Here is a 22,838-nt window from a genome sequence, read left to right on the forward strand (position 1 = left end):
GGCCTGGGGATGCCGATGTTTTCCAAACTCCTGATTGCCAATCGCGGTGAGATTGCCTGCCGGGTGATGCGCACCGCCAAGCGCCTCGGCATTCGCACGGTTGCGGTTTATTCCGACGCCGATGTGGGAGCGCTGCATGTGGCGCTCGCCGATGAGGCGATCCGCATCGGTCCGCCGCCGGCGCTCGAGAGTTATCTCTCGGCCGAACGCATCATCGCCGCCGCACGCTCGGTCGGCGCCGATGCGATCCATCCAGGCTATGGCTTTCTCTCGGAGAACGCCGATTTCGCTGAAGCCGTTGAAGCGGCGGGTATCACCTTCGTCGGGCCTTCGGCGCGCGCGATCCGCGCGATGGGTTTGAAGGATGCAGCCAAGGCACTGATGGAACTGTCCGGCGTGCCGGTGGTCCCCGGTTATCACGGCGAGCGGCAGGAAGCCGAATTCCTTGCGGAAGAGGCAGCGAATGTCGGCTATCCGGTGCTAATCAAGGCGCGTGCCGGCGGCGGCGGCAAGGGTATGCGGCGCGTCGACAGCGCAGCCGAGTTTCCGGCCGCACTCGAAGCGGCGCGGCGCGAGGCGGAGGCCGCCTTCGGCGACGGTTCGGTGCTGATCGAGAAATATCTGACGAAGCCGCGGCATATCGAAGTGCAGGTGTTCGGTGACCGTCACGGCAACATCCTGCACCTCTACGAGCGTGACTGCTCGCTGCAACGCCGCCACCAGAAGGTGATCGAGGAAGCGCCGGCACCCGGCATGACCGCGGAAGTGCGGCACGCCATGGGCGATGCTGCCGTTCGGGCAGCCCAAGCGATCGGCTATGTCGGCGCCGGCACCGTCGAATTCATCGCCGACGTGACCAACGGGCTTTGGCCGGACCAGTTCTATTTTATGGAAATGAACACCCGGCTTCAGGTCGAGCATCCGGTCACCGAGGCGATCACCGGCATCGATCTCGTCGAATGGCAGCTACGGGCCGCGGCCGGCGAGGCCCTTCCCAAACGCCAGAGCGAGATCGGCATCGACGGCTGGGCGTTCGAAGCCCGCATCTATGCGGAAGACCCATCTCGCGGGTTCCTGCCGGCGACGGGGCGGCTGACGACGATGAGCTTTCCGGAGGATGGCGTGCGTGTCGACGCCGGTGTGCGGCAGGGCGACCGGATCACGCCTTTTTATGATCCGCTGATCGCCAAGCTGATCGTTCACGGCCCGAACCGTTCGGCCGCGCTTGCGAAGCTCGAAAATGCGCTGAGGGCGTGCCGCATCGGTGGCACCATCACAAATCTCGATTTTCTGGCGCGCCTTGCTGCGGAACCGGATTTCCGGGCCGGGCATCCCGATACCGGCCTGATCGACCGCTCGATCGATCAGCTCACGGCAACGCTGGCGCCGAGCGATGCGGCACTGGCACTGGCGGCGATCGTCTCCACCGGCGCCCTGCTACCGGATGGATCTGCCGATCCGTGGACTTCGCTCGGCCACTGGCAGATCTGGAGCGATGCCAGCCGGAACGTCACGATCGAGCACACGGGCGGACGATCGACCGTGACGCTCGCCGCTCGCGGCCGCGACCAGTTCGCGGTCCACACAGGAACCGCGGCACTGCCCGTGGTGATCCTCGACCGCTTCGCCGATGGCGCCCGCGCGGAAATCTCGGGCGCGCAGCATGAGTTCCGCTTCCTTCGCGAAGGTGAGCAGATCACATTGTTCCTCAACGGTGAGAGCTATGTCCTGCGTCTGCCCGATGCGCTTGGCGCCGGTCATTCCAGCGAGGTGGCCGACGACGAGGTGTCCGCACCGATGCCTGGCATCGTCAAGCTCATCCGGGTCCGCCCCGGCGATACGGTCGAAAAGGGGCAGCCGCTCGCCGTCATGGAGGCGATGAAGATGGAGTTGACGCTGTCGGCCTCGCGCGCCGGCGTCGTCGAGAGCGTGTTGGTCAGCGAAGGCGAGCAGGTGACTGCCGGCGCCGTTCTGGTGATGCTCCAGCCGGAGAGCGCGGAATGAGCGGAACGGCGCCCGGGCATGTGACGATCGTCGAGATGGCGCCGCGCGACGGGCTACAGAACGAAAGCGGGCTTGTACCAACCGCCGACAAGATCCGCCTCGTCGATATGCTATCCGACTGCGGCTACCAGCGGATCGAGGTGACAAGCTTCGTCAGCCTGAAATGGGTGCCGCAGATGGCGGATGCCGCTGAAGTAATGGCCGGCATCCAAAGGCATCCCGGGACGCGCTACGCGGTGCTGACGCCCAACATGCGCGGTCTTGAAGCGGCGCTCGAAGCCGGTGCCGATGAGGTGGCGATTTTCGCCTCGGCTTCCGAGACCTTCTCGCAAAAGAACATCAATTGCTCGATCGCCGAAAGCATCGAGCGCTTCCGGCCTGTTGCCGGAGTGTGCCGCGAGCGTGGTCTGTTGCTGCGCGGCTATGTCAGCTGCGTCGTCGAATGCCCCTATGAGGGTGCGATCGCGCCGACCAGCACCACCCATGTCGCCGGCCTGCTTGACGAACTCGGCTGTTATGAGATCAGCCTCGGCGATACGATCGGCCGCGGTACGCCGGAAGCGGTGGACGCGATGCTGTCAGTGGTGCTGGAGCGCATTCCGGCCGCCCGACTTGCGGGCCATTTCCACGATACGTCCGGCCGCGCGCTCGATAATATCGCCGTGGCGCTCGATCGCGGCCTCAGGGTCTTCGATGCGTCGGCAGGCGGTCTCGGCGGCTGCCCCTATGCGCCAGGTGCTGCCGGTAATGTCGACACGCTTGCCGTCAACGCTTTTGTCAGCAGTCAGGGGTTTTCGACCGGCCTCGACCCAGCGAAGCTCGAGCAGGCAGCCGCTTTCGCGCGGACCTTGAGGACAAGTTCATGACCTTCGAAACGATCCGGATTGTCACCGACTCGCGCGGTGTCGCGCGGCTAAGGTTGGCGCTGCCGCAGAAGCACAATGCGCTTTCGGCGGGGATGATCGGAGAGTTGACCGAGGCGGCGCAGCTGCTTTCGGCCGACCGTTCGGTCCGCGTGGTCATCCTGGAGGGCGAAGGCCGTAGCTTCTGCGCAGGCGGCGATCTCGGCTGGATGCGCGAACAGTTCGACGCGGACCGGGCGACCCGCATCGCCGAGGCGACGCGGCTGGCGATGATGTTCAAGGCGCTGAACGAGATCGCCAAGCCGGTAATCGGCCGCTTGCACGGCAATGCCTTCGGCGGCGGCGTCGGCCTGATGAGCATCTGTGACGCGGCGGTTGCCTCTGCCGATGCCAGGTTCGGTCTGACTGAGACCCGTCTCGGCCTGATCCCGGCGACCATCAGCCCCTATGTCGTCGCCCGCATCGGCGAGGGCAAGGCGCGGCCATTGTTCATGTCCGCCCGGCTGTTTGGTGCTGAAGAGGCGCGCGCATTGGGGCTCGCCACCACCGTTGTCGCGGCCGATGCGCTGGACGCAGCGGTCGAAGCGGAGATCGAGCCTTATCTCGCGGTGGCGCCGGAAGCCACCGGCCGGGCCAAGCGGCTTGCGCGTTCGCTCGGCGCTCCGATCACCGAACAAACCATTGCCGCGACGATCGAGCAGCTCGCCGATTGCTGGGAGTCCGACGAGGCTCGCGAAGGTGTTGGCGCCTTTTTTGACAAGAGCGTACCTGCCTGGCGGCGATAAGCCTTCCTTGAATTGGGCGCTATTTGAGCTTATTTTGATTGCATGATGATCAAAACAAGCGCGGATTGTGCCATGGCTGCTGTGAGTTTCAATGTCTCCGCCGCCGACTACGGCGAGCGCCAATCGTCCTTTCTCTCCGCCCGGCTGGTTGCCGATCGCCTCGGCGTCACACTTGCCGAACTGGCGAGGCTGATCGGTGTCGCCCGCAATACGCTGACGGCGAAGTCGAGTGCCCGCAAGGTCGATGCGGCTTTGAGCGTCGTCGTGCGCATCCTCGCGATGGCCGGTGAAATGGCGGGAGACGACAGCCGCGCCGTTATCTGGTTCAAGCACCAGCCGATCCCCGGCTGGGCCGGCAAGACCGCCTATGACCTCGTCGGCGAAGGCAAGGCCGACAAGGTGCTCGCCTACCTCGAAGCCGTGCGTTCCGGTGTCTACGCCTGATGGCGGGAAGCGGGCCGGTGCGCCTCTGGCGTGCCTATGTCCCGCGCTGGGCGCATGCGCCGCTCTCCGGTGAGGGCGCCGCGCGCTTCGGCGGGCGCTGGAATCCTGTTGGAACACCCGCGATCTATGCTGCCCGCGAACTCTCGACCGCCTGGGCCGAATATAATCAGGGTTTCGTCCAGCATCCGGCGCTGATCGCGCAGCTTGAGCTACGCTTCGCGCGGCTCGCTGATCTGACGGTGGCGGAAACGCTGTCCGACCTTGGGCTCACCGAAGAGATCCACCGCTGCGAATGGCGCGATGCGCTTGATCGTGGCCTTCTGCCGGCGACGCATCGCCTGCAGCGGGAGCTGAGCGATCGAGACTTCGATGGCCTGATCTATCCGTCCTTCATGTCGCCCGGTGGTACCTGCGTCGCGCTCTGGCGCTGGAATGCAGGGGAGGGGGCAGAGTTGACGGTTATCGATCCTGATGGACGCCTGCCGAAGACGCCAGCTTCCTGGCTCTGAAACCCAATTTCTGAAAGCCCAATTCCAGCGATGGAAAGACGGATCACAAACTTCTCGACATGACCTCAGATCACCTTGCCGGGATTGAGGATGCCGTTCGGGTCGAGAGCCTGCTTGATCCGGCGCATCAGCTCAAGCTCGGCGGGACTGCGCGAATGGTCGAGGAAATCCCGCTTCAGCGTGCCGATGCCGTGTTCGGCCGAGATCGAACCTTTGTAGCGCCGCACGATCTCATAGACGATTTCGTCGACGACATGCGAGGTTTCCGCGTCGCTGTCGGGTTCCGAGAAGGCGATGTGCAGATTGCTGTCGGCGACATGGCCGAAGAAGGAGACATGGGCCGCCGGGAAACGGGCGGAAAGAGCTTCGCCGCATTCTACGGCGAAGCGACCGATCTCGCCGATCGGCAGGCTGATATCGAGGTTCATCAGGGCGGGCAGTAACTGGTCCATTGCGTGGCCCTCCCGAACGCTCCAGAAGGAGCGGCTTTCCTTCTCCGACTGGGCAATCAGCGCATCGAAGATGATGCCGTCTTCCAGCGCCTCTCCGAGAAAGGCTTCGAATGCATCGCGCTCGCTGTGATCGCCCAGCAGGTCCTGCTCGACGATGACGGCGAAGGGCGGAACGTCATCAAAAAGCTTCTGCCTGTTCGCCTCGGCGTTGAAGCGGAAATAGTGCTGCCACATGGCCTCGAAGGCCGAGAGCCCTGGCAGGTGGCGCTGGCACCGTGTCAGGAAGGCAACCACATTGTCGTAGCTGTCGAGCGCGCAGAGCGCCGTCAGTCGGCCGACCGGCAGCGGCCGCAGACGCAGGACCGCGCGGGTGATCACCCCAAGTGTTCCCTCGGAACCGATGAAATACTGCCGGAGATCGTAGCCGGTGTTGTTCTTGATCATCTTGTTGAGCGCCGAGATCACGGTCCCATTGGCGAGCACGACTTCGAGGCCAAGCACGTTGTCGCGCGTCACGCCATAGCGCAGCACGCGGATGCCGCCGGCATTGGTGGCGAGGTTGCCGCCGATCTGGCAGGTGCCGCGGGCGCCGAGATCGATCGGCAGCAAGAAACCTGCGTCTTCGGCGGCGCGCTGCGCCACTTCGAGCGGCGTACCGGCGCGCACCGTCATGGTCCCGGCTTGCGGGTCGATCTCTTCTATGCCGGTGAACCGTTCGAGTGAAATCACCACCGCGTCACTGCCGGCATTGGCTCCCCCGGCAAGTCCGGTCAGCCCGCCCTGCACCACGATGCTCTGGTTGTTCTCGTTGCAAAGGCGAAGGGCTGTGGCGATTTCCTCGCTGCTTGTCGGCCGGATGACGGCCTTCGGCAGGTCGCGGCCGGTCAGGCTGGCGTCGCTGCGATGGCGCTCGCCGACCGCGGCTCCGGTGAGCACGATATCGCCGAGGGCTTGTTTCAGGTCGTCGACGATCGTCATGCGCATCTCCCGTTTCCGCGGCCTTGGTCGGCAGCGGGCGTCCCTGCTTAGCGCATCTCGAAGCAAACCGAAATCGGCTGGCGAGGCACAAGCGCGCTTCGCCAGCCTGTGACAGGTCGATGAGATCAGGTGCCCGTGCGGGCGAGTTCGAAGGCTTCGGTCTCTCCGGATTCCTCAGCCGCTTGCTGTTCCTCCTTTGCCTCTGCCGTCTCCTGCCCTCTATCCCTGAAGAGTTTCCACTTCGTGGGTCTGAAGGCGATGCGGCTGTGGTCGCCGGCGGCGGCGCGTTCGGGGGAGAGTTCGATCTCGACATGCGGATGGTTGCGGCCGAGGTCGAGTTCGAGATGGCGGGTGCCGGCGACACGGCGGCTGGCGGCGACGAGGCCGGCAAGACAGCCGCCGCAGCCGTCGATCAGCTCGATGTCATGCGGGCGGAAGTGCAGGTTGGCCGGACCGTCGGGCTCGGCCGGGGCTCTGAGCCCGATCGGCCGGTCCTCGAACCAGATCTCGCCGTTCTGCAGCGTCACGGCGAGGCAGTTCGACTGGCCGATGAAGCCGAAGACGAAGGGCGAGACCGGATGGTCGTAGATCTCGTCGGGGGTGCCGACCTGTTCGATCGTGCCCTTGCTCATGACGACGACCCGGTCGGCGAGCTCCAGCGCCTCTTCCTGGTCGTGGGTGACGAAGATCGTCGTGTGGCCGGTGCGGTCGTGGATCTCGCGCAGCCATTTGCGCAGTTCCTTGCGCACCTGGGCGTCGAGCGCGCCGAAGGGCTCGTCGAGCAGAAGCACGTTGGGCTCGACCGCCATGGCGCGGGCCAGCGCCACGCGCTGGCGCTGGCCGCCGGAAAGCTGCGCCGGATAACGCTTGTCGAGGCCGGAAAGCTGCACGAGATCGAGCAGGTCGAGCGCCCGCTTGCGGATTTCGGCCGCCGGCGGCCGGCGGCCCGACGGACGCACCTTGAGGCCGAAGGCGACGTTGTCGAGCACGGTCATGTGGCGGAAGAGGGCATAGTGCTGGAAGACGAAGCCGATGTTGCGCTGCTGCACCGTCTTTTGCGAGGCATCCTCGTCGCCGAAGTAGATCGTGCCGCCGGTCGGGCTTTCAAGCCCGGCAACGAGACGCAGCAACGTCGTCTTGCCGGAGCCGGAGGGGCCAAGCAGCGCGATCAGCTCGCCGGAGCGGATATCGAGCGAGACGTCGTCGAGCGCCGGGAAGCGGCCGAATTCCTTGCGGATATTGTGAACGCGCACGTCCATAGCGTTTGACCTTTCAGTGCCTGCGGCTGGCGGCGATCTCGGCGCTGTAGCGGATCTCCAGCGCCGTCTTCAAAATCAGGGTGATCAGCGCCAGCAGCGCCAGCAACGCCGCCACCGCGAAGGCGGCGACGAAGTTGTATTCATTATAGAGGATTTCCACCTGCAACGGCATGGTGTTGGTCTCGCCGCGGATATGGCCGGAGACCACCGAGACGGCGCCGAACTCGCCCATGGCCCGGGCGTTGCAGAGCAGAACGCCGTAGAGCAGCCCCCATTTGATGTTGGGCAGCGTCACATGCCAGAAGGTCTGCCAGCCCGACGCCCCCAGGGAGAGCGCCGCTTCCTCGTCGCTCGATCCCTGTTCCTGCATCAGCGGGATCAGCTCGCGGGCAACGAAGGGGAAGGTGACGAAGACGGTGGCGAGCACCAGGCCGGGCACGGCAAAGAGGATCTGGATGCCGTGGCTCTGCAGCCAGGGGCCGATCAGGCTGTGCGAGCCGAACAGAAGCACGAAGACGAGACCGGAGATTACCGGCGAGACCGAGAACGGCAGGTCGATCAGCGTCGTCAGGAAGGCCTTGCCCTTGAACTCGAACTTGGCGATCGCCCAGGCGGCGGCCACGCCGAAGACGAGGTTGAGCGGCACGGCGATGGCCGCGACCGTCAGCGTCAGGCGGATCGCCGAGAAGGTCTCGGCATCGCCCAGCGCTGCGATGAACTCGACCGGTCCCTTGCGCAGCGCCTCGGTGAAGACGGCGGCGAGCGGCAGAAGCAAGAACAGTGCGACGAAGGCAAGAGCGGTGATCGTCAGCGTCAGGCGGGCAAAGCGGCTTTCCGAAGTTGCCGCCTGCAGCGGCCTGGCTGCGGGCATGGTTCCAGCGCCGGCGGTCAGATCATGCGACATAGACATATCTCCGCCGGCTCCAGGCCTGGATCGAGTTGATGAGGAGCAGCATGGCAAAGGAGATCGCCAGCATCACCGCGGCAATGGCCGTGGCGGCGGCGTAATTGAACTCTTCCAGCCTTATGACGATCAGCAGCGGGGCGATCTCGGAGACGTAGGGCAGGTTGCCGGCGATGAAGATCACCGAGCCGTATTCGCCGACACCACGGGCAAAGGCGAGGGCAAAGCCGGTGAGGCCGGCCGGCAGCAGCCCCGGCAAAAGCACCCGGCTGATCGTCTGGAAGCGGCTGGCGCCAAGCGTGGCTGCGGCCTCCTCCACCTCCTTGTCGATCTCTTCCATGATCGGCTGCACGGTGCGGACGACAAAGGGCAGGCCGACGAAGATCAAGGCGACGACGATGCCGGCGGGGGTGAAGGCGATCTTCAACCCGAGCGGCTCGATGAACTGGCCGATCCAGCCGTTCGGGGCATAAAGCGTCGTCAGGGCAATGCCGGCAACCGCGGTCGGCAGCGCAAACGGCAGATCGACCATGGCGTCGATCACCCGCTTGCCGGGGAAGCGATAGCGCACCAGCACCCAGGCGAGGATGACGCCGAAGACCAGATTGATGATCGCCGCGAGGAAGGCCGTGCCGAACGAGATCTTCAGCGCGTTCAAGGTGCGCGGATCGAGCGCCAGCTCAAAGAACTTGGCCCAGCCCAATCCGCTGGCCCGAAACACCAGGCCAGACAACGGGATCAACACGATCAGAACCAGCCAGCTCAGCGTGATCCCGAGCGACAACCCAAATCCAGGCAAAACACTCGGCTGGCGAAACCGCCACGGCGCAGTCTTCGTCGCTTCCGTCAATGGCACTACCTTTGTAAAGCTCGCGAAACGTTATCCACCGCGCCTCCGGCCAATGGCCCGACGCGGTGCAAGCGAAGACGCGCAGCCGGATTGCCCGGCTGCGCGTCTCAGGTCGTTCTTACTGGCCCGGCTTGTACAGCTGGTCGAAGACGCCGCCATCGCCGAAGAATTTCGGTTGGGCTTCCTTCCAGCCGCCGAAGTCTTCGATGGTAACGAGCTTCAACTCGCCGAAGCGGGCGATATCGGCCGGATCGGCTGCCGCGGGCTTGAACGGCCGGTAGTAGTGCTTGGCAGCAATCTTCTGGCCGGTGTCGCTGTAGAGGTAGCCGAGATAGGCTTCCGCCACCTTGCGCGTGCCCTTGGCATCAACGTTGCCATCAACGAGCGCCACCGGCGGCTCGGCCTTGATCGAGATCGACGGCGTCACGATCTCGAATTTGTCTGGACCGAGTTCCTCGAGCGACAGGTAGGCTTCGTTTTCCCAGGCGAGCAGCACGTCGCCAAGGCCACGCTGGACGAAGGTCGTCGTCGCGCCGCGCGCGCCGGTGTCGAGCACCGGAACGTGCTTGAACAACTCCGTCACATATTCCTGCGCCTTGGCATCGTCACCACCATTGGCGGCCCGGCCATAGGCCCAGGCGGCCAGGAAGTTCCAGCGCGCGCCGCCCGAGGTCTTCGGGTTCGGCGTGATCACCTGGATGTCCGGCTTCACCAGATCGTTCCAGTCCTTGACGCCCTTGGGGTTGCCCTTGCGCACGAGGAAGACGATCGTCGAGGTGTAGGGCGCACTGTTGTTTTCGAATTTCGACTTCCAGTCCGCCGGGATTTTGCCGGTTTCCTTGGCGATCGCATCGATATCGGCTTCGAGCGCCAGCGTGACGACGTCTGCCTGCAGACCGTCGATGACCGAGCGGGCCTGCTTGCCCGAGCCGCCATGCGACGTCTGGATCGTCACGGTCTCGCCGGTGTCGGCCTTCCATTTCTCAGCGAAGGCAGTATTGAAGTCCTTATAGAGTTCACGCGTCGGATCGTAGGACACGTTCAAGATCGTCGTGTCGGCAAACGCAACACTCGCAGCTCCCAGCTGCAGGCCCCCGAGCACAATTGCCAGTCCCACCATTCCGGTAATTCGTCCAAAGACCATTTCGACCTCCATCGGTTACCAGATAAAACTATCAATTTAATCGACTGCTACAACGCAAACAGATGGCACACGAGGCGGCAAACGGGAAATGTCCTATCGTTCTCGCCGCCTTTTCGGGAACGGTTTGCCTGCAACCGCCCAATGTGGCCGTGCCGGCCCGTCAGGACCATTACATGGAGGGCGCGATGCCGCTGTCCAGTGGAGGCGCGTCGATTCTCCATTCGACCGCTTGAGTGAACGCTCGTCGGAAAGCCTTCAGCCCCCGCATCCGTGGCGCATGCGGGGTCTCCAGGCGAACCCAGGTTTTTTGCAGAGTAGAGGTCTCTAACGCGCGGCGCTAGAGTACGTGACCGCGAGCAACGATCGGCCAGATGCCTTTCAGCGCGTCGCCTTCGACGATATGGACGGCGTCAACCATGTTGGTCACGACACAGGCATGATTGGGCACGATGCGGAGCTGGTCGCCCACCTTAAGATTGATCGGGCCGTCGGTGACGAGGCGGCCGTGTTCTTCCGAGAGCTGGTCGATGCGGATGTCGTCGCGGCCGAGCACATGGCCGTAGCCGGTGAGCCCCAGCAGGTCCGAGGTCAGCACCTTGCTGCCGGCGTCAATGATCGCGCGATTTCCGGAGGGAACCGAGACGACGGTCGCAAGCACAGTCAGGGCGCAATCGTCCCAGCCGGCGACATCGCGCGAAACCAGCGAGCGGTCGTTGTAGATGTAGGTGCCTGGCCGGTACTCGCTGGCAACCGGGGCGCCGGCGGCATGCATCATGCTGGGCGTGCCACCCGAGGTAATGGCGGGGACAGTTATGCCATCGGCCTCGATCAGTTGCTTCGCCTCGGTCATGAAGGCCTGGACTTTCACTTCGCCGTTGACGGGCGGATAGGTCATGAGGCCACCGAAGACGAGTCCCTTCGCATCTTCGATCCGGCGGGCAAGCCTTGCTGCTTCTGCCGGGCCGCCGACCCCGCAACGATCAGCGCCCGTGTTGCACTCTACGAACACGCGAAGCGGCTTGTCCTTGCCGGCGAAATAGCCCGCAAGCCCGTCGATGACGGTCTCGCTGTCGGCAACGACGGCGAGCGCGACGCGGCCATTGAGACGCTCCAGCCGCGCCATCTTGGCTTCACCGAGAATGTTGTAGGTGATCAGCACATCCTTGATCAGATCGCTGCCTTCGACCATCGCTTCCGCTTCGGTGACTTTCTGGCAGGTGATGCCGACGGCGCCGGCCTTAAGCTGAAGCTCGGCCATCTGCGGCAGCTTGTGCGTCTTGATGTGCGGGCGGACGCGAATGCCATGTTCATTGGCATAGGTCTGGAAGCGCTCGATATTGCGCTTGGCAATCTCGAGATCGACGAGAACGGCCGGCGTTTCGATCGACAGGGGCATCGCGGTCACTTCCTCTTATCGCACGGGACAACGTGTGATGAACGATTCTCACAAGAAGGAAAAGCCGTTGCTAAAGCAATCCCGACCGTCGCCCGCAGGCACCGTCAGTCTTTCGCGAGCGACCGGCCGCTGTCGGGATCGAAGAGATGTAGGGCATCCGCTTCGATCGTGAAGGCGCGTTCTTCACCCGAAAGGACCGAACTGCGCGGCGGCAGGCAGGCGGTGAGGCGCTGGTCGCCGATCCGAGCAGTGGTGACGAGTTCAGGTCCGGTCAGTTCCACCACCTCGACGCGGGCCCTGAATAGCGGCGCCGGCTCGCTTCCGGCAGCAAGTTGCAGCGCTTCCGGTCGAATACCGGCTCTGACGCGCTGCCCCTCGGAGACGAGGTTGCGCAGCCGCGCCGGCAGGGCGATCCCCTGGCCGTCGCCGTCGATCTTCAGCTGAGCTCCCACGACGGTCGCATTCAGGATGTTCATCGGCGGCGAGCCGACGAAGCCGGCGACATAGAGCGTGGCCGGGCGGTCGTAGATTTCTTCCGGCGTACCAAGTTGCTCGATCCGCCCGTCGCGCATGACCGCGATGCGGGTCGCAAGCGTCATCGCCTCGATCTGATCGTGGGTCACGTAGACGACCGTCGTCTTCAGCATCTGGTGCAGGCGCTTGAGCTCGGTGCGCATCTCCATGCGCAGCTTTGCGTCCAGGTTGGAAAGCGGCTCATCGAAGAGGAAAACCTGCGGATTGCGGACAAGTGCACGGCCGATGGCAACGCGCTGGCGCTGGCCGCCTGAAAGTTGGCTCGGCTTGCGCTCTAGCAGGTTCTCGATCTGCAGCAGCTTTGCGGTTTCCTTCACCGCCTTCTCGCGTTCGGCGACCGGAACCTTTCGCATTTCCAGCCCGAAGCCGATGTTGCGCGCGACGCTCATGTTCGGGTAGAGCGCATAGGACTGGAACACCATGGCGATGTCGCGGTCCTTCGGATGCGCGCCGAGAATGGAACGGTCGCCGATACGGATATCGCCGCCGCTCGGCTCGGCGAGCCCGGCGATGATGTTGAGCAGGGTCGACTTGCCGCAGCCGGACGACCCGAGGAGCACCAGGAACTCGCCGCTCTCGAGATCGATATCGATGCCCTTCAGCGTCTCGACCTCGCCATAGCGCTTGTGAATGTTCTGGATGGCGAGTGCGCTCATGCGCCGGTCTCCTGAAGGTAGGACGAAAGCGGTTGGCCGTAGCTGCGCGGCAGGGTGGATATCGCCTGGGAAGCGATGGCGACGCCGGTCGAGAGGCAGGCTTCCAAGGGCATCTCGGCGGCAAGTGCCGCCAGGAACCCTGCATTGAAGACGTCGCCGGCGCCGATCGTATCGACCACGGTGACCACGGGTGCCTCTGCCGACGAGATCGGGCCTTCCGCATCGATAGCGATGGCTCCATGCGGTCCGCGTTTGACGACGACGATCGCGCCCTCGGGCATGTGCCTTCGCAGTTCGTGAGCCGCCTCGGTCGGGTCGGTCAGGCCGGTCAGCGTGGTCGTTTCGACCTCGTTAAAAAGGGCCAGCCGGCAGTGCTTCAACCAGCCGACAGTCGCCGCGCAGTTCGTCTGCGTCCAGCCGTCGAGCGGCCAGCCGGTGTCGAGCGCGACGGCGACATCGTGGGCATAGGCCCAGTCGAAGAAGCGATCATAGTCCGCCGTCAGCGCGTCGGTCAGGAATGAACCGGTCAGAAGTGCGTAACCGCCGCGCAGTTTCTCGCCGTCGAGCATGGCGCGCACTTCTTCGAAGGTGAGCAGCGGCAGGTGCCCGCGGGTCGTGAAAAAGGTGCGCTCTCCGTCCGGATGGGTGATGCCGACGGAGAGCGTCGTTCCGACATTTTCGACCGGCCAGGATTTGGACCGCTCAGGGAACGCTTCCTTCAGCCAGGTGCCGAACTGGTCGTTGCCGACATTGGCGGCGATCGCATAGTCGACGCCGAGCGAATCCCAGGCGAGCGCGCTGTTGCCGGCGCAGCCGCCGACACGCAGCTCGTCGTGATCGACGATGATTTCGGTACCGGCCTTGGGCCAGGGGGCCGCCGGGCCGAGGATGAGATCGACATTGGCATTGCCGACCACGGCAAGAGGACGCATCGTTTATTCGCTCCGGGTAATCTTGGTCGAGCGCACCGGGGTGCCGGCATTCTCGACGCGGGCCGCCGCAAAGGCGATCATGAAGGACTGGGCGACCGGCAGCATGGCGAAGATCGCCGCTAAGCCTGAAGCCGGCGCAAACGGAATGGTGTTGACGCCTTCGATCGGCGCCTCGCCGGAGGCATCGAAGACAATGACGGGCGAGCCGGCTTCGGCGGCGGAGATCGCCATGGCGCGAACGAGCCCGGCCGTCGCATCCGCTCCGCGAAAGAGCACGACGCCGACGGATGGGCCGAGCATTTCCATCGGCCCATGCCTGAGCTGACCGCCCTCGAGCGAGAAGCAGGGCAGGCGCGACAGCTCGGTCAGCCCAAGGCCGATCGCTTCGGCGAGCCCCTGCAGGCGACGACCTGATGTGACGACTGACCGGACGCCGTTCAGCGCCGCGAGCGCCGGCGCGGTATCGGGCGTTTGTGGGCTTTCCAGCGTATGAAGAGCGCCCGCCGGGTCATCGCCGAGGGCGGCGAGGACGGCGAGGTGCAGTGCGAAGCTGATCGTCAGGCTGCGGGTCGCGGCAAAGGCCTTCTCGGTCCCGCCGACGCCGACGAGCGAAGGCGCATTCTTCGCGAGAAAGGAGCCACCTTCCAGCGTCAACCCGAACGTATGCGGTGTTCCGCCAAGGGTCTCGCCGAACCAGCGAAGCACCTCGGCGCTTTCGCCCGACTGCGAGGTGACGAGGATCGTCTTGCCCTCGACCGAAAGCGGCTGGCCGAGCTGTTCCGAGAGCGGCAGGGCAATCGCGTCGATGCCATGGGCACGGTAGAGGGGCTCGACGGCACGGCCAACCGCGTGCGAGCCGCCCATGCCGAGCAGAAGGAGCTTGCCGGTCGATTTGAGCGAGCCGGCGATCTTCGCGGCGGGAGTTACCGCCTGATGAAACGAGGCGATCGCGTCCGAGGCCTGACGCGCCATCTCATGGTCGATCGCGACGAGCCCGGCCGGGCGTGCCGATGTTGTCATAGCCGTCATCCTTTGACGCCGCCGCTGGTGAGCCCGGAGATAAGGGCACGTTGCATGACGAGGCCGATCAGTACCGGGGGCAGGGCGGCCAGCACCCCGGCTGTGGCGATCAGCCCGTAATCGGAAACACGGCCGCCGGCGAGATCGGAAATGGCGACCGTAAGCGTCTTGGCTCGCAGGTCCGAGGTGAAGAGCAGCGCGTAGAAGAATTCATCCCAGGCCAGCAGGAAGGCAAAGAGTGCCGACGTCGCCATGACGGGAGCCGCAAGCGGCAAGGTGATGAGCCGGAGAATCTGGTCGAGGCGGGCGCCGTCGATCATTGCCGCGCTCTCGATTTCCTTCGGAATGGAATCGAAACCGGACTTCAACAGCCAGGTCGTGAACGGCGCCAAAATGGTGAGATAGACCAGCGCCAGACCAAATACGGAATTCAGGAGCCCGAGATAGGCAAGCCCCATATAGAGCGGCACGGCGAGCGCCACCGGCGGCAGCATGTAGGTGGCAATTACGGCATAGAGCGACCAGGAGACGCTTGAGGTGCGGGACACCGCCCAGGCGGAAGGAATGGCGACTGCGATCGCGGCCAACGTCGCCATGCCGGCGACCTTCAGGCTGTTGAACAGCGAGGCGGTGAAGGCGGCGCCGGCACTGTTTTCGATCGTCGACAGGAGCACCTGATAGCGCGACAGGTCGATTTCGTTGGGCCACCAGTTGAGTGGTTTCGTCGAGAGGTCGGCGGCTGAAGATATGCTCATGACGAAGAGCCAGAGGATGGGGGCGAGTATGATCGCCGCCAAAAGGAGTGCGGCTGCGTAGACGAAAACGGTGAAAGCGGGGCTTTGGCGTTCCATCACGATGCTCCTGCAGCTTTGCGCACCAGGCCGGCGTAGGCGACGGCGAGCACGGTGACGAGCAGCGTCACGATCAGCGCCAGCGAGGCCCCCGATCCGGCGCGCTGGAAGGAGAAGGCTTCCTGATAGACAAGGATCGACAGCGTGCGGGTGCTGTTTGCCGGGCCGCCGCGTGTCATGACCCAGATGAGATCGAACACCTTGAAGGCCTCGATGGTGCGCAGCACCAGGGCGACCAGCAGAGGGCCGGCCAGATAGGGCATGATGACGTAGCGGAAGCGATTGAGCGGACCGGCGCCATCGACGAGCGAGGCGGCGGTGATGTCGCGCGGGACGGCCTGAAGGGCTGCAAGGGCGATCAGCGCGACCAAGGGGAAGTTCTTCCAGCAGTCGGCGATGATCAGCGCCGTCAGCGCCGAGCTGGGTTCGCCGAGCCAGGATCGGTAGCTGTCGATCAGGCCGATCTGCGTGAGGGCGGCATTGAGCGCGCCATATTCCGGATTGTAGATCAGCCGCCACAGCGTGGCGTTGACCACGGTCGGCAGCGCCCAGGGCAGGATCATCAGGGCTCTGAGAGCCGTGCGGCCGCGGAATTGCTGGTTGAGCAGCAGGGCTGCGAGCACGCCGAGCACCATTTCCGCCGTGACCGAGACGACCGCGAACCAGGTCGTCGTTATGAACGCACGCTGGAAATTCGAGCCGCCAAGCATTTTCGCATAGTTGCCGAAGCCGACGAACGCGCCTTCCGTGCCGACGAGCTTGGCGTCGGTGAAGGAGAGCCTGACCGTGTCGATCAGCGGCCAGCCGATGACAGCGATCATGACCACCAGCAGCGGCAGCATGAGCAGCCATGCGCGCGTTGTTATCCAGGTGCCGGACATAGGATGGAAACCTTCTCGGGCCTTAGGAGCCCCGTCATGCTATCGCATATTGCCCCGGACCGTAATCGACCCAAGCGAATGATGCGCCAAATCAAGGTGTTAAAGCGCCTGAATGGCCGCGCCGCCGCATAATCCCGCGGTCCCCGGGCGGTTGCCCGCCCGGGGCTTGGGAGGGCGGCTTAGAGGCCGCTGTTTTCGGCCGCCGTCTTCAAGGCGTCCTCAGGCGAAGCCTGGCCGAGCAGGGCTTCCTGGATCGCCTGCTGAAGGGCAGTCGAAAGTTCCTGGTATTTCGGGGTCGTCGGACGCGGATACATGGCCGCGAGGCCGAGCTTGGCGGCGCCGATCAGTTCTTCCTGGCCCTTGGTGACGCTGGCATCCTCATAGGAAGAGGCCCAGATCGGCAGGCTGAGTTTGGCGTAGGCGTTCTGCGTCTGCTGCGAGGTCATGTAGACGATGTACTTCCACGCCTCATCCGGGTTCTTGCTGGTCGACGTGATGCCGAGGCCCATCGAACCGTTGACGGCCGAGACTTCGCTCTTGCCCGCAACGCCCGGTGCCGGCACGACGCCGACCTTGCCGGCAACCTTGCTTTCCTTCGGATCGTTGGCGAGGTTGTACATATAGGTCCAGTTGAGAGCGAAGGCGGCTTCGCCGTTCTGGAACACCTTGCGGACGTCTTCCTCCAGAAACTCCTTGGAGTTCGGATTGGTGAGGCCCGACGAATAGCTTTTCACCATGTAGTTGAGCGCATCGAGACCGCCGCCGGACGTGAAGGCCGGCTTGCCGCCATCGATGAACTTGCCGCCATAGGCGCTGACGAGGGTGGTGTAGTCGCAGATCGCGGCTTCGGCCTGCGACCAGCTCCAGGCGATCGGGGTTGCAAGCAGACCCTTGTCCTTGATGACCTTGGCTTGCTCGGCAAGCTCGTCCCAGGTCTTCGGCGGCGCCTTGATGCCGGCCTTCTCCAGGATTTCCTTGTTGTAGAACAGGTATTTGGTGTCGAGGATCCACGGCATGCCGTAGCGCTTGCTGTCATATTCGACGGTCGTCCAGGCGCCCGGCAGCACGCCGGACTTCATCTCGTCGGTGATCCGGTCGGTGACGTCGACGAGAACCTTGTTGGCCGCATATTCGGCCGGCCAGATGACGTCGAAGAGCACGACGTCGTAGCCGCCGCCGGAGCCCTGTGCCAGCACGGTCTTGTCGTGCAAGCCCTCATAGGGAACGAATTCGAGATTGACCTTCACGTCCGGGTTGGCCTTGGTGAAGGCCTCGGTCATGGCGCGTACATCCGCCTCGCTATAGGCGGCCTGGGCCATGAAGAGCGCGTTGAGTGTCGTTTCCGCATGCGCGTGGCCAACGAAGGAGACGCCGGCAAGGGTCGCGCAAAGCAGCGTGGTTCTTATCGATTTCAACATGATTTCCTCCAGTATCCTGAGCGTTTCAGCTTTCGTCGACGCGTCTAGGTGCGCCGTATGCGAGAAATCCGTCCGTTTCCGAGCGGCCGTCGACATATCAATTGGATCGCTCGCGACGGCTTTTGCTGCCATCGCTTTCGTTCCCCCGGAGCTCTTTTGGGCTCCTATTAAGTCAATTGTCTTGACTTATTTTTTGTTCAATATTCTAACAGTGTCAAGAGGGGTTTTTGGATGAACGATATGCGCCTGATCCGGGCGAAGAGCGGCACCAACCAGGAGGGGACGAGCGCACACAACCGGCGCGTCATGATCGACGCTCTGCGTTTGAATGGCCAGTTGTCCCGGGCGGACCTTGCCCGCGCGACGGCGCTCACGAAGCAGACGGTCTCCAACATCATCGAGGATCTGGAGCGGGACGGGTTGGTCGAATCGCTGGAAGCGGTGCGTAACGGCCGTGGGCAGCCGTCGACGCCCTATCGCCTCGTGCCAGAGGGCGCTTTCGCGATCGGCCTGCAGATCGACCGCCATGTGACGCGGACCATTGCAGTCGACCTCGTCGGTCGGGTGCTCGTGCGTTGCGAGGCCAACCTGCCGGCCGGTGGGCCGGCGACGGGTGTCCGGACGATCCTCGAACTGATCGAGAAGACACGCGGGGACCTGACCGAGATCGCGCCGCAGTCGGAAGACCGGCTCGTCGGCCTCGGTGCGGCAATGCCCGGCCCCTTCGGTATCGAGGCGGATGACGACGACACCTGGATGATGGCGGCGTGGCAGAATTTTCCGTTGCTCGAGACGCTTGCCGCCGGCACGGGGCTCGATGTCGGCCTGCAGAACGACGCAGCTGCGGCGGCCACCGCTGAGCGCATGGTAGGCGCTGCGCACGGCGTCGACCATGCCGTCTGCATCTATCTCGGCTACGGCCTTGGCGCCGGGCTGATCCTCGACGGCGAACTCTACCGTGGCGCCAACGGTAATGCCGGCGAGATCGGCATGATCCTCAGCCTGCCGCGTGGTGCATCGCTGGATGAACGCACGCCACTCGAACATCGCGCCTCGATCGCTTCGCTCTGCAGGCTGCTCGACCTCGATCCCGCGGACCCTGAGCTTTATGCCCATATCGATGCGATTGCCGCCGGCCCGGACGAGCGGGTGCGGCGCTGGCTCGATGCGTCCGTCTTTGAACTGCGCGCCGCGGTCCAGGCGCTCGAAACGATCTTCGACCCGCAGACGGTGATCCTGTGCGGCGGCCTTCCGCCGGGGCTCGCGCGTCTGCTGGTCGAGGCGATGATGCCGCTGCTTCCTTCGATAGCTGACCGTCGCGACCGAAGCCTTCCGCGTCTCCAGATCGGTTTCACCGACCCCTGGGCGGTGGCGATCGGTGCAGCGGCAGAGCCGATCAGCCGCACTTTCGATCCGCGCTTCTCCGCGATCCTCAAGACGCGGGTCAGTGCCGCGGTGTGATTGTCAGCCGGTCACCGATCAGGTGCGAGGCTCGTCCAGGCGGGCCAGCTCCGAAAATTCGGCGCCAAGAAAATCGAGCAGGGCGCGGACGGAGGGAAGCAACCCACGGCGCGAGGGAAAGGCCGCATGGATGATGCCGGCTTTCGGTGCCCAATCCGGCAGCACGTCGACGAGCGTACCGTCCTTCAGGTCCTGCCGTACCACCATCGTCGGAAGCTGACAGATGCCGACGCCATTGAGCGCGGCGAGCCGCAGGGCCACCATATCTTCGGTTACGAGACGTGGCCGGTGCCTGACGATCGCGGTCGCGCCATTGGGGCCGTCGAGCCGCCAGTCGTGGCTCTGGCGGTCGGGGTTCCAGGCAAGGCTCGGAAGGGCGCTGAGATCGGCCGGTGCCGGCGGCGTGCTCATTCCGGCAAGCAGCCTGGGGCTGGCGACCAGCCGTTGCTTGCTTTCGGCAAAGCGTTTGACGACCAGGTCGTTTTCCTCAAGCGGCGGGAAGCGCACGCGGATCGCGACATCGATGCCCTCGCGCAGGACATCGACGCGGCGATTGGTGCTCTCGAGCACGACCTCGACCTTCGGACATTCGGCCATGAACCGGGCGATCATTTCGCCGACCTGGAAATAGACGACCGACGACGGGCAGCTGACATGCACAACGCCCTGCGGCTCGGAACGGGTACGGTCGATCATCTCCTGTGCCGCCTCGGCCTCCACCAGCATGGCGACGCAATGGCGGTAATACTCCCGGCCGATCTCGGTGATGACGAAGTGGCGCGTCGATCGCTGCACGAGCCGCACCCCGAGCCGCTCTTCCAGAAGACCGATGCGGCGGCTCAGCCGTGAGCGCGGCATGTTGAGCTTGCGGGCAGCCGCAGCAAAGCCGTTCTGCTCGACCACGTCGACAAACAGCTTGAGGTCGTTCAAATCCTGCATGGGTCTTTGTCCTGTTTTCAGGACACAATAGTCCGATTTGGCCGTCTACCGCTAGATTTGGTGCAGTCATATCTTCCCTCCAACGCTCTCGCTGAAACGGCGAGGCCAAGGAGAAACAGCCATGAGAAAGATACTCGGCATCTTTGGGAATGCGCATCCGCATTGGGTCGGTGACGGTTTCCCGGTCCGCTCGCTACTGGCGCGTGACCGCGCGGGCGATCACGCCAGCCCGTTCCTGCTGCTCGACTATGCGGGGCCGACGAATTTTGCGCCGGGTGTGACGCCGCGCGGCGTCGGCGTCCACCCGCACCGCGGCTTCGAGACGGTGACGATCGTCTACCAGGGCGAGGTCGACCATCGCGACTCCGCCGGCAATGGCGGCCATATCGGCCCGGGCGACGTCCAGTGGATGACGGCCGCAGGCGGTATCCTGCACGAGGAGTTTCATTCGGAGCGCTTCACCCGAGAGGGCGGTACGCTCGAAATGGTCCAACTCTGGGTCAACCTGCCGGCCGCCAGCAAGAGCGTCGAACCGGGGTACCAGACCTTGCTCGATCGCGACATTCCCACCGTGAACCTGCCGGATGGCGCCGGAGCACTGCGGGTGATTGCCGGGCGTTATGCGGGGGCGCAAGGGCCTGCCCGCACCTTCACTCCCGTCAATCTCTGGGACCTGCGTCTGAAGCAGCAAGGTGCACTCGGTCTCGATCTGCCCGAGGGTCATTCGGCAGGTCTGGCGGTCCTGCGCGGCAATGTTCTGGTCAATGGCAGCGATCTCGTCGGCGAGGCGCAATTTGTTCTCTTCGGCCGTGACGGCGGCGGCGTTACACTGGATGCGAGCTCCGACGTGACGGCGCTCGTCCTCACGGGCGAGCCGATCGACGAACCGGTCGCCATGTACGGCCCGTTCGTCATGAACACCGAGCAGGAAATCAGGCAGGCGATGGCGGACTTTCAGTCCGGCCGCTTCGGCAAGATCGCGAGCGCCTAGCGCCGGCTCAGACTGCCAGGTGCCCGTGTCCCGGACCGACGCTCGGGCGGTCCGGCGGCGGTAGGTTCCGCCGACTATCTCGAGCATGGAAGGAAGGAGACGACCATGACCAGTGAAGCAATTCGTGATCCTTCAAAGGATCATCTGCTGACCCCTGCCAACTCGACCTTCATCATCATTGACTACCAACCGGTCCAGGTGAACTCGATCGCGTCGATGGACCGACAACTGCTGATCAACAACATCTGCGGCGCGGCCAAGGCCGCTGTCGTCTATGGGCTGCCGATCGTGCATTCGACGGTCAACGTGAAGACCGGGCTGAACAAACCGCCGATCCCGCAGGTCAATCGGGTATTGAAGGAGTTCCCGACCTACGACCGGACCTCGATCAATTCCTGGGAAGACGTCGAATTCCGTCAGGCGGTGGAAAAGGCCGGTCGCAAGAAACTGATCATGACCGCGCTCTGGACCGAAGCATGCCTGACATTTCCGGCGCTCGACGCCCTGAAGGCGGGCTACGAGGTCTATGTCCCGGTTGATGCTGTCGGCGGCACCTCCGTCGCTGCGCATGAGGCCGCATTGCGCCGGATCGACCAGGCGGGCGGCCAGATGATCAGCGTGCCCCAACTCTTCTGCGAGCTGCAGCGTGACTGGCAGCGCAAGGACACGGCAGCCGCCTTCATGAACCTATTCATCGAGACCGGTGGCACCGCCGGCATCCAGTTCTCTTACGACAAATCCGAATAACCGAAAACGAGGGCGCGGCTGACCGCCGCGCCCCACCCCAAACGCCGAAGCGCACGTGTTTCGGCGAACCCGAACGCATGCCTGCGTTCCAACAAGGAGCAAGACCATGACCCCTGCAAACTTCAACGGACAGCGCCCGGTCATCGATCCCGATGATGCGGTGATGCTTTTGATCGACCACCAGAGCGGCCTGTTCCAGACCGTTAACGACATGCCGATGCCGAAGCTTCGTGCCCACGCAGCGGCGCTTGCCAGCATGGCGACGCTGACCAAGATGCCGGTCATCACCACGGCCTCCGTGCCGCAGGGCCCGAACGGCCCGCTGATCCCGGAAATCCATGCCAATGCACCACATGCCAAATACGTCGCCCGCCGCGGCGAGATCAACGCCTGGGACAATCCGGACTTCGTCGCCGCCGTCAAGGAAACCTGCCGCAAGACCCTGATCATCGCCGGCACGATCACTAGCGTCTGCATGGCGTTCCCGGCGATCAGCGCCGTCTATGATGGCTACAAGGTTTTCGCGGTCGTCGATGCCTCAGGCACCTATTCGAAGATGGCAGAGGAAATCACCCTCGCCCGCGTCGTCCAGGCCGGCGTGGTGCCGATGGATACGGCAGCGGTTGCCTCCGAGCTGCAGCGCACCTGGCATCGCGACGACGCCCAGCAATGGGCCGAGATCTACACCAAGATCTTCCCGGAATATCAGTTGCTGATCGAAAGCTACCTCAAGGCGCAGCAGGTCGAGAAGGATCAGGAAAAGCTCGACTCCCAGCGTGGCTAAGGCCACATCCTCGTCACGCAAACGAACGAAAACACC

General features: G+C 64.1%; 22 protein-coding genes. 9 read left to right on the forward strand and 13 right to left on the reverse strand.

The features are described from left to right. The first annotated feature begins 15 nt into the window (after window positions 1-15). The 5 genes from LAC81_RS31370 (at window position 16) to LAC81_RS31390 (ending at window position 4,605) form a co-directional block, all read left to right on the forward strand. Window positions 16-2,004, forward strand: coding sequence for an acetyl/propionyl/methylcrotonyl-CoA carboxylase subunit alpha (locus LAC81_RS31370; RefSeq protein ID WP_223728555.1), 1,989 nt, complete (start codon window positions 16-18; stop codon window positions 2,002-2,004). After that, window positions 2,001-2,870 (forward strand): hydroxymethylglutaryl-CoA lyase, encoded by an 870-nt coding sequence (locus tag LAC81_RS31375; RefSeq protein WP_223728556.1) that lies wholly within the window; start codon window positions 2,001-2,003, stop codon window positions 2,868-2,870. Before LAC81_RS31370 ends, LAC81_RS31375 begins: the two co-directional genes overlap by 4 nt. After that, window positions 2,867-3,652: a crotonase/enoyl-CoA hydratase family protein gene (locus tag LAC81_RS31380; protein ID WP_223728557.1), complete on the forward strand. Its 786-nt coding sequence runs from the start codon at window positions 2,867-2,869 to the stop codon at window positions 3,650-3,652. The genes LAC81_RS31375 and LAC81_RS31380 overlap by 4 nt, the downstream gene beginning before the upstream one ends. Window positions 3,653-3,724: 72 nt before the next feature. Continuing rightward, the gene (locus tag LAC81_RS31385) at window positions 3,725-4,096 is read left to right on the forward strand and encodes an antitoxin Xre/MbcA/ParS toxin-binding domain-containing protein (RefSeq protein WP_223728558.1); all 372 of its coding nucleotides are present in this window, start codon (window positions 3,725-3,727) and stop codon (window positions 4,094-4,096) included. Then, the gene (locus LAC81_RS31390) at window positions 4,096-4,605 is read left to right on the forward strand and encodes an RES family NAD+ phosphorylase (RefSeq protein ID WP_223728559.1); all 510 of its coding nucleotides are present in this window, start codon (window positions 4,096-4,098) and stop codon (window positions 4,603-4,605) included. The genes LAC81_RS31385 and LAC81_RS31390 overlap by 1 nt, the downstream gene beginning before the upstream one ends. A gap of 65 nt (window positions 4,606-4,670) precedes the next feature. Here LAC81_RS31390 and LAC81_RS31395 read toward each other — a convergent pair whose 3' ends face one another. The 12 genes from LAC81_RS31395 to LAC81_RS31450 all read right to left on the reverse strand — a co-directional run bounded on the left by LAC81_RS31395 (window position 4,671) and on the right by LAC81_RS31450 (window position 17,880). After that, window positions 4,671-6,035, reverse strand: coding sequence for an FAD-binding oxidoreductase (locus tag LAC81_RS31395; RefSeq protein ID WP_223728560.1), 1,365 nt, complete (start codon window positions 6,033-6,035; stop codon window positions 4,671-4,673). A 125-nt stretch (window positions 6,036-6,160) separates the two neighbouring features. Next, the gene (locus LAC81_RS31400) at window positions 6,161-7,294 is read right to left on the reverse strand and encodes a sulfate/molybdate ABC transporter ATP-binding protein (RefSeq protein ID WP_223728561.1); all 1,134 of its coding nucleotides are present in this window, start codon (window positions 7,292-7,294) and stop codon (window positions 6,161-6,163) included. 13 nt (window positions 7,295-7,307) lie between these two features. Next, the gene (cysW, locus tag LAC81_RS31405; protein WP_419195907.1) at window positions 7,308-8,165 is read right to left on the reverse strand and encodes a sulfate ABC transporter permease subunit CysW; all 858 of its coding nucleotides are present in this window, start codon (window positions 8,163-8,165) and stop codon (window positions 7,308-7,310) included. A gap of 22 nt (window positions 8,166-8,187) precedes the next feature. Continuing rightward, a complete protein-coding gene (gene cysT, locus LAC81_RS31410) occupies window positions 8,188-9,048 on the reverse strand; it encodes a sulfate ABC transporter permease subunit CysT (RefSeq protein ID WP_419195859.1) in 861 nt (286 codons plus the stop codon). 118 nt (window positions 9,049-9,166) lie between these two features. Next, window positions 9,167-10,204: a sulfate ABC transporter substrate-binding protein gene (locus tag LAC81_RS31415; RefSeq protein ID WP_419195858.1), complete on the reverse strand. Its 1,038-nt coding sequence runs from the start codon at window positions 10,202-10,204 to the stop codon at window positions 9,167-9,169. A 325-nt stretch (window positions 10,205-10,529) separates the two neighbouring features. Next, on the reverse strand, window positions 10,530-11,588 hold the full coding sequence (locus LAC81_RS31420; protein ID WP_223728564.1) for a D-TA family PLP-dependent enzyme: 1,059 nt from the start codon (window positions 11,586-11,588) through the stop codon (window positions 10,530-10,532). A 104-nt stretch (window positions 11,589-11,692) separates the two neighbouring features. Beyond that, on the reverse strand, window positions 11,693-12,778 hold the full coding sequence (locus tag LAC81_RS31425) for an ABC transporter ATP-binding protein (RefSeq protein WP_223728565.1): 1,086 nt from the start codon (window positions 12,776-12,778) through the stop codon (window positions 11,693-11,695). Then, a complete protein-coding gene (locus LAC81_RS31430) occupies window positions 12,775-13,710 on the reverse strand; it encodes a PfkB family carbohydrate kinase (protein WP_223728566.1) in 936 nt (311 codons plus the stop codon). The genes LAC81_RS31425 and LAC81_RS31430 overlap by 4 nt, the downstream gene beginning before the upstream one ends. Window positions 13,711-13,713: 3 nt before the next feature. Further along, on the reverse strand, window positions 13,714-14,730 hold the full coding sequence (locus LAC81_RS31435) for an SIS domain-containing protein (protein WP_223728567.1): 1,017 nt from the start codon (window positions 14,728-14,730) through the stop codon (window positions 13,714-13,716). Between the two features lie 5 nt (window positions 14,731-14,735). Next, window positions 14,736-15,581, reverse strand: coding sequence for a carbohydrate ABC transporter permease (locus tag LAC81_RS31440; RefSeq protein WP_113535742.1), 846 nt, complete (start codon window positions 15,579-15,581; stop codon window positions 14,736-14,738). Next, on the reverse strand, window positions 15,581-16,462 hold the full coding sequence (locus LAC81_RS31445; RefSeq protein ID WP_223728568.1) for a carbohydrate ABC transporter permease: 882 nt from the start codon (window positions 16,460-16,462) through the stop codon (window positions 15,581-15,583). Before LAC81_RS31445 ends, LAC81_RS31440 begins: the two co-directional genes overlap by 1 nt. 179 nt (window positions 16,463-16,641) lie before the next feature. Further along, window positions 16,642-17,880 (reverse strand): extracellular solute-binding protein, encoded by a 1,239-nt coding sequence (locus tag LAC81_RS31450; RefSeq protein ID WP_223728569.1) that lies wholly within the window; start codon window positions 17,878-17,880, stop codon window positions 16,642-16,644. A 231-nt stretch (window positions 17,881-18,111) separates the two neighbouring features. Between LAC81_RS31450 and LAC81_RS31455 the strand changes: the two genes are divergently transcribed. Beyond that, on the forward strand, window positions 18,112-19,341 hold the full coding sequence (locus tag LAC81_RS31455; RefSeq protein WP_223728570.1) for an ROK family transcriptional regulator: 1,230 nt from the start codon (window positions 18,112-18,114) through the stop codon (window positions 19,339-19,341). Between the two features lie 18 nt (window positions 19,342-19,359). Here the strand turns inward: LAC81_RS31455 and LAC81_RS31460 are convergent, their stop codons facing one another. Continuing rightward, window positions 19,360-20,280, reverse strand: a complete 921-nt coding sequence (locus LAC81_RS31460; protein WP_223728571.1) for a LysR family transcriptional regulator — start codon at window positions 20,278-20,280, stop codon at window positions 19,360-19,362. 121 nt (window positions 20,281-20,401) lie between these two features. Between LAC81_RS31460 and LAC81_RS31465 the strand changes: the two genes are divergently transcribed. The 3 genes from LAC81_RS31465 (at window position 20,402) to LAC81_RS31475 (ending at window position 22,802) form a co-directional block, all read left to right on the forward strand. Next, entirely contained in the window at window positions 20,402-21,271 is an 870-nt protein-coding gene (locus tag LAC81_RS31465) for a pirin family protein (RefSeq protein WP_223728572.1), read from the forward strand. Between the two features lie 105 nt (window positions 21,272-21,376). Next, the gene (locus LAC81_RS31470; RefSeq protein ID WP_223728573.1) at window positions 21,377-22,018 is read left to right on the forward strand and encodes a hydrolase; all 642 of its coding nucleotides are present in this window, start codon (window positions 21,377-21,379) and stop codon (window positions 22,016-22,018) included. Between the two features lie 106 nt (window positions 22,019-22,124). Then, window positions 22,125-22,802, forward strand: coding sequence for an isochorismatase family protein (locus LAC81_RS31475; RefSeq protein WP_223728574.1), 678 nt, complete (start codon window positions 22,125-22,127; stop codon window positions 22,800-22,802). Window positions 22,803-22,838 lie beyond the last annotated feature (36 nt).

It is taken from the genome of Ensifer adhaerens, assembly GCF_020035535.1.
Classification (GTDB): domain Bacteria; phylum Pseudomonadota; class Alphaproteobacteria; order Rhizobiales; family Rhizobiaceae; genus Ensifer.

What these genes read in the sequence shown, in the direction of transcription:
- LAC81_RS31440 (WP_113535742.1), bottom strand. Translation starts at nt 15,581, where the DNA reads ATGGAACGCCAAAGCCCCGCTTTCACCGTTTTCGTCTACGCAGCCGCA.
- LAC81_RS31430 (WP_223728566.1), bottom strand. Translation starts at nt 13,710, where the DNA reads ATGCGTCCTCTTGCCGTGGTCGGCAATGCCAATGTCGATCTCATCCTC.
- cysW (WP_419195907.1), bottom strand. Translation starts at nt 8,165, where the DNA reads ATGCCCGCAGCCAGGCCGCTGCAGGCGGCAACTTCGGAAAGCCGCTTT.
- LAC81_RS31370 (WP_223728555.1), top strand. Translation starts at nt 16, where the DNA reads ATGTTTTCCAAACTCCTGATTGCCAATCGCGGTGAGATTGCCTGCCGG.
- LAC81_RS31475 (WP_223728574.1), top strand. Translation starts at nt 22,125, where the DNA reads ATGACCCCTGCAAACTTCAACGGACAGCGCCCGGTCATCGATCCCGAT.
- LAC81_RS31395 (WP_223728560.1), bottom strand. Translation starts at nt 6,035, where the DNA reads ATGACGATCGTCGACGACCTGAAACAAGCCCTCGGCGATATCGTGCTC.
- LAC81_RS31470 (WP_223728573.1), top strand. Translation starts at nt 21,377, where the DNA reads ATGACCAGTGAAGCAATTCGTGATCCTTCAAAGGATCATCTGCTGACC.
- LAC81_RS31455 (WP_223728570.1), top strand. Translation starts at nt 18,112, where the DNA reads ATGAACGATATGCGCCTGATCCGGGCGAAGAGCGGCACCAACCAGGAG.
- LAC81_RS31390 (WP_223728559.1), top strand. Translation starts at nt 4,096, where the DNA reads ATGGCGGGAAGCGGGCCGGTGCGCCTCTGGCGTGCCTATGTCCCGCGC.
- LAC81_RS31435 (WP_223728567.1), bottom strand. Translation starts at nt 14,730, where the DNA reads ATGACAACATCGGCACGCCCGGCCGGGCTCGTCGCGATCGACCATGAG.
- LAC81_RS31465 (WP_223728572.1), top strand. Translation starts at nt 20,402, where the DNA reads ATGAGAAAGATACTCGGCATCTTTGGGAATGCGCATCCGCATTGGGTC.
- LAC81_RS31385 (WP_223728558.1), top strand. Translation starts at nt 3,725, where the DNA reads ATGGCTGCTGTGAGTTTCAATGTCTCCGCCGCCGACTACGGCGAGCGC.
- LAC81_RS31445 (WP_223728568.1), bottom strand. Translation starts at nt 16,462, where the DNA reads ATGTCCGGCACCTGGATAACAACGCGCGCATGGCTGCTCATGCTGCCG.
- LAC81_RS31420 (WP_223728564.1), bottom strand. Translation starts at nt 11,588, where the DNA reads ATGCCCCTGTCGATCGAAACGCCGGCCGTTCTCGTCGATCTCGAGATT.
- LAC81_RS31415 (WP_419195858.1), bottom strand. Translation starts at nt 10,204, where the DNA reads ATGGAGGTCGAAATGGTCTTTGGACGAATTACCGGAATGGTGGGACTG.
- LAC81_RS31460 (WP_223728571.1), bottom strand. Translation starts at nt 20,280, where the DNA reads ATGCAGGATTTGAACGACCTCAAGCTGTTTGTCGACGTGGTCGAGCAG.
- LAC81_RS31425 (WP_223728565.1), bottom strand. Translation starts at nt 12,778, where the DNA reads ATGAGCGCACTCGCCATCCAGAACATTCACAAGCGCTATGGCGAGGTC.
- LAC81_RS31375 (WP_223728556.1), top strand. Translation starts at nt 2,001, where the DNA reads ATGAGCGGAACGGCGCCCGGGCATGTGACGATCGTCGAGATGGCGCCG.
- LAC81_RS31380 (WP_223728557.1), top strand. Translation starts at nt 2,867, where the DNA reads ATGACCTTCGAAACGATCCGGATTGTCACCGACTCGCGCGGTGTCGCG.
- LAC81_RS31400 (WP_223728561.1), bottom strand. Translation starts at nt 7,294, where the DNA reads ATGGACGTGCGCGTTCACAATATCCGCAAGGAATTCGGCCGCTTCCCG.
- LAC81_RS31450 (WP_223728569.1), bottom strand. Translation starts at nt 17,880, where the DNA reads ATGTTGAAATCGATAAGAACCACGCTGCTTTGCGCGACCCTTGCCGGC.